The sequence below is a fragment of the Pseudoalteromonas sp. SW0106-04 genome (assembly GCF_001293805.1).
Lineage (GTDB): Bacteria > Pseudomonadota > Gammaproteobacteria > Enterobacterales > Alteromonadaceae > Pseudoalteromonas > Pseudoalteromonas ruthenica.
In genome coordinates this window covers 125,322-141,685 of record NZ_BCAI01000008.1, presented here as the reverse complement: position 1 = coordinate 141,685, position 16,364 = coordinate 125,322, and the positions used below count along the sequence as shown (strand labels likewise).

General features: G+C 48.1%; 17 protein-coding genes. 14 read left to right on the top strand and 3 right to left on the bottom strand.

Going from position 1 to position 16,364, the window contains the following annotated elements:
* The first annotated feature begins 1 nt into the window (after position 1).
* From W04_RS10890 to W04_RS10845, 10 genes are all read left to right on the top strand, one after another.
* Entirely contained in the window at positions 2-1,081 is a 1,080-nt protein-coding gene (locus W04_RS10890; protein WP_053910840.1) for a glycosyltransferase family 4 protein, read from the top strand.
* Positions 1,071-2,279, top strand: coding sequence for a hypothetical protein (locus tag W04_RS10885; RefSeq protein ID WP_053910839.1), 1,209 nt, complete (start codon positions 1,071-1,073; stop codon positions 2,277-2,279). The genes W04_RS10890 and W04_RS10885 overlap by 11 nt, the downstream gene beginning before the upstream one ends.
* Positions 2,276-3,298: an acyltransferase gene (locus tag W04_RS10880; protein ID WP_053910838.1), complete on the top strand. Its 1,023-nt coding sequence runs from the start codon at positions 2,276-2,278 to the stop codon at positions 3,296-3,298. Before W04_RS10885 ends, W04_RS10880 begins: the two co-directional genes overlap by 4 nt.
* A gap of 9 nt (positions 3,299-3,307) precedes the next feature.
* Positions 3,308-4,042 (top strand): WecB/TagA/CpsF family glycosyltransferase, encoded by a 735-nt coding sequence (locus tag W04_RS10875; protein WP_053910837.1) that lies wholly within the window; start codon positions 3,308-3,310, stop codon positions 4,040-4,042.
* A gap of 137 nt (positions 4,043-4,179) precedes the next feature.
* The gene (locus tag W04_RS10870) at positions 4,180-5,580 is read left to right on the top strand and encodes an undecaprenyl-phosphate glucose phosphotransferase (RefSeq protein ID WP_053910836.1); all 1,401 of its coding nucleotides are present in this window, start codon (positions 4,180-4,182) and stop codon (positions 5,578-5,580) included.
* Between the two features lie 16 nt (positions 5,581-5,596).
* A complete protein-coding gene (locus tag W04_RS10865; RefSeq protein ID WP_197275959.1) occupies positions 5,597-6,793 on the top strand; it encodes an outer membrane beta-barrel protein in 1,197 nt (398 codons plus the stop codon).
* The gene (locus W04_RS10860) at positions 6,793-7,308 is read left to right on the top strand and encodes a polysaccharide biosynthesis/export family protein (RefSeq protein ID WP_022945851.1); all 516 of its coding nucleotides are present in this window, start codon (positions 6,793-6,795) and stop codon (positions 7,306-7,308) included. The genes W04_RS10865 and W04_RS10860 overlap by 1 nt, the downstream gene beginning before the upstream one ends.
* Before the next feature lie 14 nt (positions 7,309-7,322).
* A complete protein-coding gene (locus tag W04_RS10855; RefSeq protein WP_053910834.1) occupies positions 7,323-9,536 on the top strand; it encodes a polysaccharide biosynthesis tyrosine autokinase in 2,214 nt (737 codons plus the stop codon).
* A gap of 8 nt (positions 9,537-9,544) precedes the next feature.
* Entirely contained in the window at positions 9,545-10,267 is a 723-nt protein-coding gene (locus tag W04_RS10850) for a tyrosine-protein phosphatase (protein ID WP_053910833.1), read from the top strand.
* On the top strand, positions 10,240-10,998 hold the full coding sequence (locus tag W04_RS10845; protein ID WP_053910832.1) for a hypothetical protein: 759 nt from the start codon (positions 10,240-10,242) through the stop codon (positions 10,996-10,998). The genes W04_RS10850 and W04_RS10845 overlap by 28 nt, the downstream gene beginning before the upstream one ends.
* Here the strand turns inward: W04_RS10845 and W04_RS10840 are convergent.
* Genes W04_RS10840 through W04_RS10830 form a run of 3 tightly spaced genes read right to left on the bottom strand, consistent with a single transcriptional unit; the run spans position 10,934 to position 12,580 of the window.
* Complete coding sequence (locus tag W04_RS10840; protein ID WP_053910831.1) at positions 10,934-11,737, bottom strand: Rossmann-like fold-containing protein; 804 nt, start codon at positions 11,735-11,737, stop codon at positions 10,934-10,936. The genes W04_RS10845 and W04_RS10840 overlap by 65 nt on opposite strands.
* Before the next feature lie 2 nt (positions 11,738-11,739).
* Positions 11,740-12,105, bottom strand: coding sequence for a hypothetical protein (locus W04_RS10835; RefSeq protein WP_053910884.1), 366 nt, complete (start codon positions 12,103-12,105; stop codon positions 11,740-11,742).
* Positions 12,106-12,160: 55 nt separating this feature from the next.
* Complete coding sequence (locus W04_RS10830; RefSeq protein ID WP_053910883.1) at positions 12,161-12,580, bottom strand: DUF3429 domain-containing protein; 420 nt, start codon at positions 12,578-12,580, stop codon at positions 12,161-12,163.
* A 256-nt stretch (positions 12,581-12,836) separates the two neighbouring features.
* On the opposite strand from W04_RS10830, the gene ahpC reads away from it, so the two are divergent.
* The 4 genes from ahpC (at position 12,837) to W04_RS10810 (ending at position 16,336) form a co-directional block, all read left to right on the top strand.
* On the top strand, positions 12,837-13,406 hold the full coding sequence (ahpC, locus tag W04_RS10825) for an alkyl hydroperoxide reductase subunit C (RefSeq protein ID WP_045978974.1): 570 nt from the start codon (positions 12,837-12,839) through the stop codon (positions 13,404-13,406).
* Between the two features lie 71 nt (positions 13,407-13,477).
* On the top strand, positions 13,478-15,046 hold the full coding sequence (gene ahpF / locus W04_RS10820; RefSeq protein ID WP_053910830.1) for an alkyl hydroperoxide reductase subunit F: 1,569 nt from the start codon (positions 13,478-13,480) through the stop codon (positions 15,044-15,046).
* A 322-nt stretch (positions 15,047-15,368) separates the two neighbouring features.
* On the top strand, positions 15,369-15,713 hold the full coding sequence (locus W04_RS10815; protein ID WP_053910829.1) for a 5-carboxymethyl-2-hydroxymuconate Delta-isomerase: 345 nt from the start codon (positions 15,369-15,371) through the stop codon (positions 15,711-15,713).
* 155 nt (positions 15,714-15,868) lie between these two features.
* Positions 15,869-16,336: a nuclear transport factor 2 family protein gene (locus W04_RS10810; protein ID WP_045978977.1), complete on the top strand. Its 468-nt coding sequence runs from the start codon at positions 15,869-15,871 to the stop codon at positions 16,334-16,336.
* Positions 16,337-16,364 lie beyond the last annotated feature (28 nt).

Genomic DNA, 16,364 nt, shown 5'->3' with positions numbered 1-16,364 from the left:
GATGAAACAGTACAAAAACATTACGTTAGCCACCGCGCGAGGCGGCCAAGGCGGTATAGCTACGGTCTTGCATACGTTGGAATCTTCGGGGTTTTTCTCCCGCTGGCATGTAAAGCATATCGCCACCCATCAGCGTGACACGTCAAAGTTGGGCCTAAAACGGCTGTTTACTTTTCTCTTCGCCTATATCCAAACAGCGTGGACTTTATTGAGCTCCCGTGTGGCGGTGGCGCATATTCATATGGCATCGCGGGGCAGTTATCAACGCAAATCGCTGCTTATTAGATTGCTAAAACGCTTTCGAGTGAAGGTTGTGTTGCATTTGCATGGCGCCGAATTTCGTGAATTCTTCGAAAACGAATGTGACGCCCAAAAACAAGCCCATATTCGTCATACCTACGAGCTCGCTGATAAGGTGATTGTGCTCTCCACACAGTGGCAAAGCTGGGTTGAGAGCTTAGTTAATGACCCCAGTAAAGTACAAGTGATATACAACGCCGTGGACTCTTTGCAATTAGGGACTGAGCGCACCGAGCCTGGATTGATTCTATTTTTGGGCCGTCTAGGCCAGCGCAAAGGGGTTGGAGATTTAATTGCGGCATTTGCTGAGGTAAAAAAACAGTGTCCTAACGCACGCTTAGCACTCGGTGGCGATGGTGATATGGCCACCTTTAAAGCTCAGGTTGCTGAATTAGGATTAGAGCAGGATGTTAGCTTTTTAGGGTGGATCAGTGGTGAGCAAAAGCTCGACTATCTTGCGCGAGCGGATATTTATTGCCTGCCTAGCTACAACGAAGGCTTCCCTATGGGGGTGCTCGAGGCCATGTCTGCGCAAAAAGCCGTGGTCGCCTCTAATGCCGGAGGCATACCTGACGCCTTGCAACATCAACACAGCGGATTGATGTGTCCTGCCGGTGACGTTAAAGCGTTGGCCCAGTTGCTCATCAATGCCATTGGCGATCGTGGCCTTAACGCGCGGTTAGCCGCTAATGCGAAACAACGCTTTGAAGACAACTTTTCCAAGCAGGCGGTGATCCCGCAGTTAGACGCCCTGTACCGGGAGCTACACGATGAACACTAAGACTGCTCACACACTGGCTCAGCAAACTTTAAATTTAGCGCAAGCGGATGATTATGCCGGCTATGACCCTTTTGATGGCCTGAACAGTCGACTGTTTTCTGTTGCTCCTATATTGCGCAAGGGCGTATTTGGGCTGGCATGGACGCAGCTGTTCAAACGCTCGCCCATCAACTTCAGGCCCTTATGCTTAGTGCCCAAGAAACGCAACCCCAAAGGTGTGGCATTATTTATCTTAGGCTTGGTGAATGATTATCAGCGCAGTGGTGAGCAAAAGTATGTGTATGAGGCACAACGTTTAGCCGACTGGTTACTGACGCAGAAATGCGATGAGCAGCAGTGGGGAGCGCCTTGCTGGGGGTATCATTTTGACTGGAATGCCCGGGCGTTTTATGTGCCCAAAGGCAAGCCCAATGTGATCACTACCCTGTATGTTGCCAAAGCCTTACATGCTTTTGGGCAAGTGACGAAGCAAGATAAGTATACACAGTGTGCAATGCAAAGCGCCCACTTTATGGTAAACCATTTATATACGCAGACCACGGACGAACAGGGGCGAGAGCAATGCTATTTTGCCTATATTCCAGGTGAGTCGGCATTCGTACACAATGCCAGTTTGTGGGCTGCGGCTTGGGTGGCCACCTTCGCTGCGTACTATGATGACAGCTTATACGGCGACTTAGCCTTGCAGGTTGCGCGACAATCAGTACAAGCACAAAATGAGCAGGGTGCGTGGGTCTATGGAACACGTCATCATCATCAGTTCATTGACGGCTTTCACACCGGGTATAACCTCGAGGCGCTGGATATTGTGCGTTCGCAATTGCAAACGACAGAGTTTGACGCGGCGATAGAACGTGGTTTGCAGTTTTATACTGAGCACTTGTTTGATAGCCAAGGCACGGCGAAGTACTATCACGATAATCCCTACCCACTGGATATGCACAGCGTCTGCCAGGCGCTATTAACTTTGCTAAAGGTGAACCCCAATGCCGAGCAACTGGCATTGGCGGATAAAATACTCACTCGCAGCGTGGAGTTGCTCTACGAGCAGCGCAGTGGCCGTTTTGTGTATCAAAAAGGCAAACGCTATACCAATAAAGTCAATTATATGCGTTGGACCCAGGCCTGGGTGTATTACAGCTTTAGTGAATTGGCGCTTGTGCAGCAGCGTACCCTCGTTGAGCAGGAGGCCGCGTGAGACTTGCTGGGATTGACGCAATGCGCTCACTGGCGATTATTTTGGTCGTCGCGCAGCACACCTCATTGATGGGCGACGACAAAACTGCTGTTGACTATCTATATAAAAATTTGGTCGCTAACTCATCGGTATTCTTTGTTGCTTTGTCTGCTTTTTTAGCGGCGCATATCAGCTGGTCGAAGCAGCGCTGGACTGATTTTATGCGCAAGAAAGAGGCGCTGTTGATTCCACCTTTTGTGTGCATCTCTTTATTGGCGCTTACCAAAGCGTATTCTAAATGCACCTTAGGTTTGTACTGCCAAGACTATCAGCTTATAGAGGTGGGCTTAGGGGGAGCGTTATTCCCGCTTTGGTATGTGCCCTTTATTATGGTGATGTTCTCGCTTACACCAATGCTCAAACGGTATCATGCTCAGCCGCTGTGGTTGCAAGCCCTAGTGCTAATCCCCTTGTGCTACCTCTCCATGCGTATTGGGCGTCCGCAAGAGCTGACCCATCTCGCACATAATTTACTCTATTTCTTACCTGCTTTTTTACTGGGTTTGAGCTGTGAAAAGCTGCAGCGCTGTCGACCAGTATCGAGAGCATTGATAGTCAGCTTAGCTGTGGCTGCTATTGGCGTATGGCTATATCAAAGCCTGCATTTACAGCAGTTTGGCAATGCCCATCATCCACGCTTAGGGTTTTATGCTGTTGATTGGCTGTTTGTGCAAAAAGCGATGCTCAGTTGCATGTTGTTATTGTTATTAAGCGACCTCCGTGTAGAGCAGTGGTTGCAACGGCATCCCAGTTTACTCAAGCCGCTGTCACAATTGGCGATGATGAGTTTTGGCATCTTCTTTATTCACGGCTTGTTTACCTACGAGTTGTATCTACTTACCAAACCCTTGGCACACATTAGCTATGTACTTAGCTCCGTGGTCGCAATGGCGCTGTGTCTTGCGCTTGCGTGCGGTGCGCTCACTATTGGCCAACGGCTTATCGGCAAGCGATACAGTCGCTATATTGCCGGATATTAAGGAGAAATCATGAAAAGAATTCAATTTTTAAATGCCCCTATGGATAGCGCCACAATGGCGGAGACGGTAACGGTGATCCGCGATCATATTAAGGGCGGGCACTTTCTTCAGCACGTGGTGGTTAATGTCGCTAAGTTGGTCAATATGCAACGTGATGCTGAACTCGCTGACTCAGTTAAAGCTTGTGACATCATCAATATTGATGGCAAGGGTGTGGTGTGGGGAGCAAGAGCCTGTGGTCATGACATACCAGAGCGCGTCGCCGGCGTTGACCTGTTCCATGAGCTACTGGCAATGAGCGCCGAGCAACAATTCAGTGTGTTTTTACTTGGCGCGAAACCCGAAGTGGTGGCTCGTACAGCTGAGGTGGTGCAAAAGCAAAATCCGCAATTAAATGTAGCAGGGTATCACCACGGATATTTTTGGGATGATGAGCAGGCCGTGGTTGAGAAAATCAAGGCATCCGGTGCACAGCTACTTTTTGTGGCCATCACCTCGCCGAAAAAAGAGAACTTTATCAACCGCTGGCAAGACCAGCTCGGGGTCAACTTTGTTATGGGCGTTGGCGGCACTTTTGACGTTGTTGCCGGTAAGGTAAAGCGGGCGCCAAAGTGGATGCAAAATGCGGGGTTGGAATGGCTATATCGCGTTTTGCAAGAACCCGGAAGAATGTGGAAGCGCTACCTTGTTACCAATAGCCGCTTCGCTTATTTGTTAATGAAAGAGCGCATGACAAATAGATGACAGCGCTTATAGTTAACCCGTTGTTCATGGTTAAATGTTTATTATAGATAAGTTAGTTAAATCTATTTTACTTGGTGAGATTTTGGATTATAATTTCACCTGTTACTAGGATGGCTGAATTTAAGCTTGGAGCACCCATGACCAGCGATAAAACATTTAAAAATAACCCAACCTCCAGCGGTGTTTTCTACCGCTTGATGGATTTGTTTTCGATCACTGCTGGGCTCTTTATAGCCGCTTCTATACGTGGCGTAGAGCTGGATCAGCATTACCTGGTAGCATTTCTTATCTTGATGATTTGTTACCTCTACACTGCGGAAGTTTTTAACGTCTATCGCAGTTGGCGAGCAGGTAAGTTTCAGCATATGGTGAGCTGGTCTTGGCTCTCTTTAGTTATTGCAAGTGGTGCATTATTCATCTTTGCTTTTGGTTTTAAGTTTAGTGAAAATTTGTCACGTTTAACTTTGTTTATTTGGTTTCTTAGTTCATTTATATTTCTGTTTAGTTGGCGGTTGTTTATTCGTTTATATAAAGTAAATAAACGAAAACTTGGTTTTAGCTTAAAACGAGTCGCTATTATTGGCGCGACCGAGTCAGGGGCCAATTTATTTAGGGAAATAAGTCAGCATGATGAGCTGGGCTTTGATTTTGTGGGCTTTTTTGAAGACCGCCAACCAGATAGAGTATTCGAGCAGTTGCATTTCCATGTTCAAGGAGCAATTTGTGAGGCCGTCAACGCTGCTCGTCGAGGTGAAGTCGATGTGCTGTTCATTGCTCTGCCGATGAAAGCCGACAAGCGTATTGCCGATATCTTGCGTCAACTTGGGGATACCACTGTTGACGTACACTTTGTCCCTGACTTTTTACTCTCGAACTTGATTCATGCGCGCATCGACCATGTCGGAGGGTTTGATACCCTAAGCGTGTTTGAGTCGCCTTATTTAGGTGCGCGAGAATTTATCAAACGCTCTGAAGATATCGTCGTCGCGGCGTTAATCCTACTGCTCATCTCACCACTGCTTATCGCTATAGCAATTGCAATTAAATTAACCTCTGCGGGACCAGTATTGTTTGTACAAGACCGGTATGGCCTCGGCGGCGAGCGTATTCGAGTATGGAAGTTCCGTTCAATGAAAGTGATGGAAAACGATGCTGTGGTGCGTCAAGCGACGAAAAACGACGCACGCATTACCCCCATTGGTGGGTTTTTGAGGCGCACCAGTTTGGACGAATTACCGCAGTTTTTTAATGTTTTATTCGGTGATATGTCCATTGTCGGCCCTCGCCCGCATGCTGTGGCACATAACGAGGAGTATCGTAAGAAAGTCGAGTTTTATATGATCCGTCACAAGGTTAAGCCAGGCATCACAGGTTGGGCACAAATTAATGGCTGGCGCGGTGAGACAGACACCTTAGAGAAAATGGAAAAGCGGGTGGAGTTCGATCTCCAATACATTAAAAGTTGGTCTTTGTGGTTTGATATAAAAATTATATTTATGACTATTTTCAAAGGCTTCGTTGGAAAAAATGCGTATTAATATCAGGGAGTGGATAATGAGGAAGTCGATGCTGGCAGCAGCGTTATTGAGTGCGACAACAGCCCATGCAGCGATGTCAAAGCCAGGCAGCTATATCACCCAAAATGGCCTTGAATTAACGCCCAAGCTCAGTGTTGGCGCGATGTACGATGATAATATTTTCAGTACGGCCGACAATGAACAAAGCAGTATGATTTACACTGCCACGCCAGAGTTAGAGATGGCGTATGATGACGGCATTAACCGTCATCAGCTTACTACACGGTTAAGTTCAGCGGCCTATATTCAAAGTAGTGCAGACAATTATACCGATGGTCATATTGGTTACTTGTCTCACTTTGAACCGTCACGACGTCATCGCTTCAATGTGCGTGTTGACGCTGATTGGAATGTTGAGCGCCGTGGTGAAGGTCTGTCTGAAGGACAACCTAACGCGTTTGCTGAGCCGCTTACTTACGAGCAGCAAAATTACCACGCCGACTATGAGTTTGGCGCTCAAACAGCGATGTACCGTGTTAAGTTTGATGCGGGCTATTACAACAAAAACTACACGCGTTTTGAGACCATTACGCAGTATCGTGACTACGACAAAGCAAATTTCGGCGCCACACTTTACTTTAATTCACAATCCCGCTCAGACGTGTTCGTCTCCGTACATCAAAACAACTATCGCTACGATATTGTTGACATCAATGGTGTCACTCGCGATTCCGATGATTATCAGGCTTATGCTGGGTACAGCTGGGAAGCAACGGCGCTAACTGAAGGTGAGATCAAAGTCGGTTATCAGAAAAAGGATTTTGCTAATGCTGCTCGTGAGAACTTTTCTGGGGTCAGCTGGCAGGCCAAGATTAAGTGGCAGCCGCTGACTTATAGCCACTTCCGCTTTACCACTTCGCGCAGTGCGCGCGACCCTTTAGTTGAAGGCGATTATGTTCGTGAGACGTTCTACGAGGCGCAGTGGGTGCACCAATGGCGTGAAAACCTGCAAACTAAGGTGGCGTATTCGTACACCGATGATGAGTTCGTCGGTGTAAGCCGTCAAGACTCGCTACGCGGACTCACTTTGGCGATGGATTACGCATTGAGCCCAAGCGTGGTGCTATCAAGTTATTACGAACTGCGCAATGACAACTCTACTCGCGACGATTTAGCTTTTGACCGCAATCGCATTGGTTTGACTGTACAGTTTGCGTTGATGGGGAGTCGTTAATGCGGTGGCTAGCTGCAGTGCTACTGGCACTATGTAGTCAATGGGCGGTTGCCAACAGCGATTATAAGCTCGGGCCGGGCGATCAAGTACAAATTAGAGTGTTTGGTCAGCCGGACCTTAATATAGATGCTTTATTGGGCAAAAGTGGCGTAGTCAGCTACCCCTTTTTGGGTGAGCTTACCTTGACAGGACTCACAGTAAAAGAAGTGGAGCAGCTGATCTACAGTGGCTTGAAAGGCGACTACCTCGTTGAGCCCAATGTCTACGCCCAAGTGGTCAGCTACCGACCTTTCTATATTCATGGCGAAGTTGAAGAGCCTGGTGCCTACCCCTATCAACCAGGACTGACGGTGGATCAAGCTATCGCCTTGGCCGGTGGCCTCACTGAGCGAGCCTCCACAGACAAAATCTTTTTGCTCAGTGAACAGCAGCAACAGGCAAAGCGCAGTAAAGCGTCTTTGCAATCTCAGGTCGCCGCCGGTGACACCATAAAAATAGAGCAACGGTTCTTCTAATTTCAGGGTAGAGAATGAAAACAGCAACACGCAATACAGGCGCCGCTGAGGTTGTGACTCTGGGCTATTACTTAAAAGTTATTAACAAGTTTAAGTGGCGCATTGCGCTCTTAGCGATTTTAGTTACCACCCTCGCTATGGTGTGGGCGCTGCAATTGACTCCTTCATACCGTGCTAGCGCCACCTTACTTATTGAGGCGCAGCAGCGTAAAGCGGTCAGTTTTGAAGAGGTCTATGGTCTAGATGCCTCAAAAAAAGAGTACTATCAAACCCAGTATGAGATTCTGCGCTCCAGAGCCATTGCCAGAGATGTGATAGAGCAATTGAACCTGCTTGAGCATCGAGATTTTCAACCTAAGCCTAGCATGCTCAATTGGGTTATGAATGATATTAAGCAATGGGTGAAGCAATATATTCCACAAAAGCCACAGACACTGCCCAGCACCGCTGATGCGCAGCAAGCTTACGAAAAACGAATGCAGAAAATTATCACCGCGTTTTCGCGGCGCCTAAGTATTCATCCGATCCGTAAAACTCAGTTGGTGGTTATCGCCTATGAGTCGAGCGATCCGGCGCTGGCTGCTGATGTCGCCAATGCCGTTGGTGAAGCCTACATTACTCATGCGATGCAAGCGAAAATGGGCATTGCTAAACAGGCTTCGGGGTGGTTAAACGACCGCCTAAGTATCCTGCGAGAGCGCTTGGATAAGTCCGAACAGAAGCTGCAAAGCTACCGAGAGCGTGAGGATTTAGTTGATATTGAGGGCGTTGTGGGGTTAGTGCGTCGTGAATTAGAGCAAACCGCGCAACAATTGGTGGAAGCGAAGCGTAACCAAAGCGAGCTCAACGCGATTATGCGCGTGGTGGATGAGTATGGTCGTGATGACATTGCCAGGTTGGAATCAATCAACGAAATCACCACTCACAAAGTGATTCAAGATGTGAAGCGCGAGGTTGTGACCGCGCAGCGCAAAGTGAGTGAATTACGACAAGTGTATGGCCCTAAACACCCTAAAATGATTGCCGCGCGAGCGGAGCTTGCCACTGTGCAAGAAAACTTATCGGCACAAATTCGCTCTTTGGTGATGGGCTTAGAAAAAGAGATGCGCACCGCCAATAGTACGGTGTCAGCGTTGCAGCAAGATGTGGAGCAATTGCGTCAGCGTTTTCAAATGCTAACGCGTAAAGAAACTGAGTATCACCAGCTCAAACGCGAAGTGGAAACCAACCGCAATATCTATGATACCTTTTTATCGCGCTCAAAAGAGACCGAAGTCACCAGTGATTTCAATTCGCCAATCGCGCGGTTTACCGATTATGCCTACCAGCCGACGAATCCAGCGAAGCCAAACCGTAAGTTAATCGTCGTATTGGCCTTCGTTGCGACCTTAGGTTTCGGTATCGTGCTGGCGTTTCTAACCGACGCGCTAAACGACACGCTGAACAACGCTGAAGAAGTAGAAAATAAGCTCGGTCAGCGACTGCTAGGGGTGTTGCCGAGTTTACCGTCATCAAAACGTAAACCGCTGCCAACGCACACCTTCTTTGATAAAGGTAAGTTGGCTTTTGCGGAGGCGGTGCGCACCTTTAGAACGTCGCTGGTACTCAGTCAGATGGATCGTGACAATCAAGTGATTGAAGTGACTTCATCGGTGCCGGGTGAAGGGAAATCAACCACGTCCATCAACCTCGCTTTCTCGCTAGGGCAAATGGAAAAAGTGTTATTAATTGATGCTGATATGCGTCGTCCTTCGCTGGCTGGGCGCTTCTCTCTTCCGGCTTATCAGCCAGGGTTGGCGAATGTCCTTGCGAACACTCAGCAGCTCGAGGAGTGCATTCACGTTGATGAACAGTCGAACATTCACGTGTTGTGTGCTGGGCAAATCCCATCTAATCCGTTAGAGCTACTCAGTAGCGAAAACTTTAAGGCCCTGTTGGCACACTTGCGCCAGCAATACGATTATATCGTGCTTGATACGGCACCTTTAGAGGCGGTGAGTGACGCGCTTGTTGTTTCCCAGCACAGTGACTCAGTGATCTATGTCGTTAAATCAGGGTCGACACGTCAGGGATTAGTGAAGGCCGGGCTACACCGCTTAATTGATGCTAAAGCAAACGTTTGTGGGGTGCTGCTGAACCAAGTTAATGGCAAGCAAAAGCAGGGTCATAACGCTCATTATGGCTACTACGATAGCCATGGATATACCCAAGCAAATGCACCAACGTAAGGCTTGCTATGATTGATATTCACAACCATGTGTTGGCAGGGATAGATGATGGACCGCAGCAGTGGCAACACAGTATCGCCATGCTCGAACAAGCTAAGGCGCAAGGGATCTCTCATGTGGTTGTCACTCCGCATCTGCACTTTGGTCGCTTTGACAACACCCAACCCGCAGTCGCGCAAAGTTTTGCGCGGTTGCAGCAAGCTATACGTGAGCAACAGCTCGATATTCACGTTGCTTTTGCCAGTGAAGTGCGCATTGACTCGCAAATTATGGCCGCCCTGGCCAGGGACCTCATTGCGCTATTTCATGGTCAAGGCCCAGAGCGCGCAATCCTCTTAGAATTGCCGCACTCGCATGTACCTCTCGGTGCCGACAAGCTGATCACTTGGTTAAATCGCCAAGGCTTAACAGTGGTGCTGCCGCACCCTGAGCGCAATAGAGAAATTAAGGCGAAGCCACATTTACTGGCACGATTTAAGCGCTTGGGATGCTTAATTCAAGTGACAGCAGGAAGCTTGTTAGGGGACTTTGGTGATGACAGTGAAAAACTCGCAGTGCAGTGGCTAGAGCAGGGTGACGTTGACCTGATAGCCAGTGATGCCCACAGTTGCGAACGCCGACCTTTTCGCCTAGCGCAGGCCCGTGACCGGGCTGAGCAACTGGTCGGCAAGGAGCTGGCCCAACGCTACACCAAGGAGAACCCATGGCGTCTATGCCAAGGTCTATTTTAGCTCGGTTAACACCTCGCCACTTGGCAGCCACCGTGCTTATGCTGATCAGTATCGGCTTGGCAGCGGGCTCCATTGCTGCCTTGCAGGGCAATCTTGCCTATTTACAAGGTAAAACATTGCTGTCGCACTTGCAGTTGCAACAAAATGAGTTGGAGCCAGCCGTCGGCTCGACCCATTACATGCGCGCTCAAATGCGTCTACAGCGCGCTGCTGAGCTCGTTCCTAATCATGCACAATACCACACGATTCAGGCGCAGCTATCATTGTATGGCTTTGCGCATGGCTATGCGGATGGCGTTGAACTGCGAACAGCTAAAGAACAATTATTGCACTCACTGAGCTTGCGACCGAGCTGGCCGTATACTTGGCTGGAGTTGGCTAAAGTAAGCTATTCTCTGGACGGAATCAACGATTCGGTGTGGCAGTATTTAAAACAGGCGCAACAATATGGGCCCTTTATAAAAGAGGTTAATATCACCAGTGTTGAGTTTTACCTTTTATATTACGCTGAACTCAACGCCGAGCAGCGCCAAGCACTGCGTACTCAGCTGCAACGAGCGTTAGTGCAACGAGACGGTGCCTGGTTATTGTGGGAACGAGCCCAACTGCGAATGCGCAAAACCTTGTTATGTCATGAAGTGGCGAAATTGCAACAGCAGCATCAAGTCATGAATAATCTTTGTAAGCGTGCGCAAGCCAATTTTGCCAGTGTTGCTGATAACCCAGCATAAGCTGGTGTTGACGACTCTCGAAGTGTTGTGCCTGGTCTTTTTCATTGCAAAAAGGCCCAGCATGGCACAGTGGGCAATAGTTGGTATCATCTAAATGGCGCGGACGGTGATAAGGAAAGTCAACGTTTTTGGGGTTCAGCGCGTAGCTGTAGGTGACTCCTTTGGTGTCTTTGACATGTTTATTGCGGTCCACGTTACGGATACGGTAACCCGGGAATTCATCAATATTAAAGGGCTGCTCACCGACATACTGTATATCAAGACCAGTACACAGGGCGTGATCAAGTCCCCAATGACTATAAGGCTTGACGTCTTTTGAGGTGATATAGCACAGCCCAGCGCCGTGTTTAGCTAGGCCATAGGCGCTAGCGTGGCGTAAAAATTGGTGTAAGAGGGCGCGATTCAAGGTATTGAGGCCGCCTTGTTGCTGCGCCGCAGCAAAGGCGTTTTTAGAACCTAGTTGGCTGAGCAATGGAAATTGGAAAATAATGACATCAAAGCCCGTGCTAAGGCGTTGCCAGCAGGCCTGATTGGTCACATCAAAGCTGAAATACAGTGGTACTTTGGCTTGGCGTAACTCATCAATGCCATGACTGGAGTACTTCTCTCGCAGTACCGCTTCTGAGTCATACACCGAGCCGACGATATGGGCGTCTGCAAAGCGTCGTTTAAGCGCCCGGGTAAAGGTTAAATCGCCGTCGCCAACCGTTAAAATACGCCACTGAGCACTTAAGTACATAATTACTCTTGGCTCTGCGGGGCATTAGAGCGGGGTTGCAATAAATAGAGCCGAGCTTTCAGTGATTCAATAGCCACCTGGCGGATAATTAAACGCAGGGCCACGAAAGCGGCAATGGCAAAGTGGATAGGGCCGTGGGTAAGACCAAGCTCAGGCTGATAAATTAATGCCCCAAATAAAATAAACAAACATACCAACCACGCATCTATAAATTGGTTGGCGTAAAAGTGCAGGGTGCCCTCGTGCTTATGGTCTTTTTTAATGCGTACCGAGCAAAAAAACGGCACCACCTTTACCTTGAATGCGGCGTTTTTTTCGCTGAACTGTTCGCCCAACTGCTCAAGGGCACTGCGTAAATCGTCAATCATGGCCATCTCACCGAAAAATCAGAGCGCGCAGTGTACTGTATTGCTGTGAAGCTGTCTAAGGTCTGTCGAGCATGGCGGCAATCATCAGTAAATGACACACAAATACCACTGAGGTAAGCACAAAGCGCATCTTGCGATAGTCCTTGTGGTGCTCAGCCCATTGCGGCTGTTTTACTTCAATGGCCAGCACCAACCAAAAACTGGCACTTAACCACGCCAATGTGAACAGCTCATTGCCCAACGCCAACAATGGCAGCGGGATAGTGGGAATAACGGTTGCAATGGCGCGCCCATGGCTTTGCTCACCGGGGCGCCATAACTGACCGGCAAGGAAGCTCATAATCGCGATGCCATAATATATGAACATGGTGCCAGCGTACTCAGTGCGACCACTGAGCATGCTCCATCCAACCAAGGCTAAAAACGGCAGTAATCCCAGATAACCTAGTTGGATATGATTGATATAACGGGCAATAGACAAAGTAGACCTCAGCGCAAATGCTTTTCCTAATTGTACGTGGCGCAGGTTAAAGAGTTCAACGAGTTCAGGCGAAAAAGCCATTAACGGTCTAAGAAATCGCAGTAAGTTTAAGCGTCAATCACATTTATCGATGGTTGTAATCGAATCAATCTGTTTTATTTATTAAAGCACACCCTCTATCTTATTCATCACCGCAGCGGCACACGCCGCTAATTATTTAAAACTGATGACAGACAACATGAGGTAATTTATGAGCAACTCATTGATCAACACTAAAATCCAACCTTTTAACGCAACGGCTTATCACCAAGGTGACTTCGTTGAGCTAAGCGAGCAAGACCTATTAGGCAAATGGTCAATCGTGTTTTTCTACCCAGCGGATTTTACTTTCGTATGTCCTACGGAGCTAGGTGACTTGGCTGACTACTACGCTCAATTGCAAGAAATGGGTGTTGAAGTTTATTCAGTGTCTACCGACACCCACTTCACCCACAAAGCGTGGCACGATTCTTCTGAAACCATTAACAAAATTGAGTTCCCAATGATTGGCGACCCAACTGGCAAAATCACTCGCAACTTCGGTGTGATGATTGAAGAAGATGGCCTAGCGCTACGCGGTACTTTCGTTATCAACCCCGAAGGCGAAATTAAAGTGGTTGAAACGCACGACCTAGGCATTGGCCGCAGCGCTAAAGAGTTAGTACGTAAAGTACAAGCGGCGCAGTACATCGCTACTCACGACGGTGAAGTATGCCCAGCCTCTTGGCAGCCAGGTGAAGAAACGCTTGCACCTTCGCTAGACCTCGTCGGCAAAATCTAATAACGCCTAAATCGCAACACTCGGGCGGTGGCAACACCGCCTTATTTTTCTAACGCTTGAAGAGGCTAACCATGTTAGACAGTACCATTAAGAATCAATTATCAAGCCATTTTAGTGCATTGACGGGCAATATAGAGCTGGTTCTAGCCCTCGATGAAAGCAGCAAAAGTAAAGAATTAGACACCTTGGCCAACGATTTGGCCGAGTTGAGCCCGCGCATTAGTATACGACAAGACCACCAAGCAGCGCGACGCCCTGCGATGCAAGTACTCGGCGAGCAAGGCACCTCGATTACATTCGCTGGGGTCCCGATGGGTCATGAGTTTACTTCATTAGTGCTCGCTGTACTGCACAGCGGCGGAGTGGCAACCAAGGCTGATGAGGCGCAACGCACGCAAATCCAGGCCTTAGATAAAGCCCTTAATTTTGAAATTTACATCTCGCTGAGCTGCCAAACCTGCCCAGCCGTCGTGCAAGCGCTCAATACCATGGCGGCTTTGAACCCTAAGGTGAATGTGACCATGATAGACGGTGCCTTGTTCCAAGAGGAAGTCGAGCAGCGCAACATCATGGCGGTGCCTACGGTGTACTTGAATGGCGAGCTATTTAGCCAAGGCGCTATCAGCCTCAATGATATTCTTAACAAAGTCGATGAGGGAGCTGCGGCGCGCCAAGCCGAACTATTGAATGAAAAAGACCCCTATGACGTATTGGTAGTCGGCGGTGGTCCTGCGGGTGCATCGGCTGCGATCTATGCGGCGCGAAAAGGGCTGCGCACCGGTATTGTCGCTGAGCGCTTTGGTGGCCAAGTAGCCGATACCATGGCCATTGAAAACTTTATCTCGGTCAAAGCCACAGAGGGCCCGAAACTGGTAGCTCAGCTAGAAGAGCATGTTAAAGAATATAATGTCGATGTCATCGATAATCAGCGCGCCGCGCGTTTAGACAGCGATAACCGCGCCATCACCTTGGATAATGGTGCCACACTGCAAAGCAAATCTCTGATCCTCGCCACGGGGGCTCGCTGGCGGGAAATGAATGTGCCAGGTGAGCGTGAATACCGTGGCCACGGGGTTGCTTATTGCCCGCACTGTGATGGTCCGCTCTTTAAAGGTAAGTCGGTAGCGGTGATTGGTGGCGGTAATTCAGGCATTGAAGCAGCGATCGATTTAGCCAACATTGTTGAGCATGTAACAGTACTTGAATTTGCCGATACCTTACGTGCTGACGACGTGCTGGTTAAAAAGGCGCAAAGCCTTACTAATGTCACCATCATTACCAATGCGGCGACCACCGAAATTGTTGGCGATGGCAATAAGGTGACCGGTCTTAATTACACCGACCGCGAAACACAACAATCGCAGCATGTAGCCTTGGCCGGCGTATTCGTACAAATCGGCTTAGTGCCTAATACTGAGTGGCTGAAAGACAGTGGTCTGGATTTAAGCTCTTTTGGTGAAATAACGATTGATGATAAAGGCGCGACTAACTTGCCTGGGGTCTTTGCCGCTGGGGACGCCACCACCACGCCTTTTAAGCAAATCATTATTGCCATGGGCGCTGGAGCCAGTGCCAGCCTAGGTGCCTTTGATTACTTAATTCGTCACAGCGACGACCAAGCGCAAAGTGATGCCGCTTAAAGTAGATACTGCACACACCCTGAAATCTCCAGATGTGTAGTCCCCAAGCCGCTCAATGAGCGGCTTTTTCCTGTGTTGTGAAAATTGAGAGCGACTGCCACTGCAAGCGGTAACGCTGATTGTGCATGTAATCCCACCGATTAAGCGGTTCTATTTGAATGCCGCCCACTTATACTTATGCCGCGCTACCGGTGTTGTTAGCTGTCATTTTTCAGTTTATTTTTCATTGCTTTACCTTCATTAGCGAATTTCAATTTTACAAGGTATGCTAGCGTGTAAAGCAGGGACAATACCTGTTAGTCAGACCGTCGGCGGAGGATTAATGCCACATTTTGTAATGGATTGCTCACAGGACATCTTCGTCTCCCATGATGAAGCCTTTATTATTGAACAACTTTTTTTGCAAGCTGGTGCTACCAATTTGTTTGATGAACGTGATATTAAAGTCAGAATAAATTCTTTCGAAAAATACTCTGTAGGTAATAAGCGAGAGCCCTTCATTCATGTTTTCGCCTCCATCATGCAAGGCAGGACGACTGAGCAAAAGGCGATGCTATCGCAGCAAGTGGTATCAAAGCTGGTAACTTTATTTCCGAATGTTCCGAATATCGCGATGAACATCAGTGACTTTGAAATGGCCACTTACTGTAATCGTACAATGGTGTAACTCGTCACATTACCCAAACCTATGGTGACATTCAGTGCTCGCTTTGGACAAATTTGCCAATGAGTCGCTTGAATTCAATCGCATTACTGGCTTCGAGGAACGCGACTGGGTCTTTATAAACATGTTATATGAATTAACCGAAAACGGAGTTTTCAATGAAAAAATACCTATTCTTTGCAGTATCAATTTTGGTTTCAGCATCGTTATCCGCCAAAGAGACAAAAATTGATCTAAATGAACTTGCTCAAAAGTATTTCGATACCATGGTTGCCACGCAAAGCCCAGGAGCAACAAAAAAAGAGCTGGAGACCCATCTTAATTTACTTACAGAGGATGTTGGGCATTCGCACTTACCTTGGGTGACAGATGATTCGCGCTTACCAAATGGCAAAGAGGCAATGAGAAAAGGGATGACTTTTTATCTTGGCGCCCACAGCGAATACAATGCAGAGCTATTGGATGTATTTACATTTAACCACTCAGCAGTGGCTATAAGATATAAAAACTACGCTAAGGGCACCCACCCTGAAAATAATCAACCGATAGAATATAGCCAAGTCATGATGGAAGTATTGGAAATTGAAGACGGCAAAATTGCGGTAATAAGAAAATACCATGAGTAACTTTGCCCATTGAGTAGGGTGCGAGGCC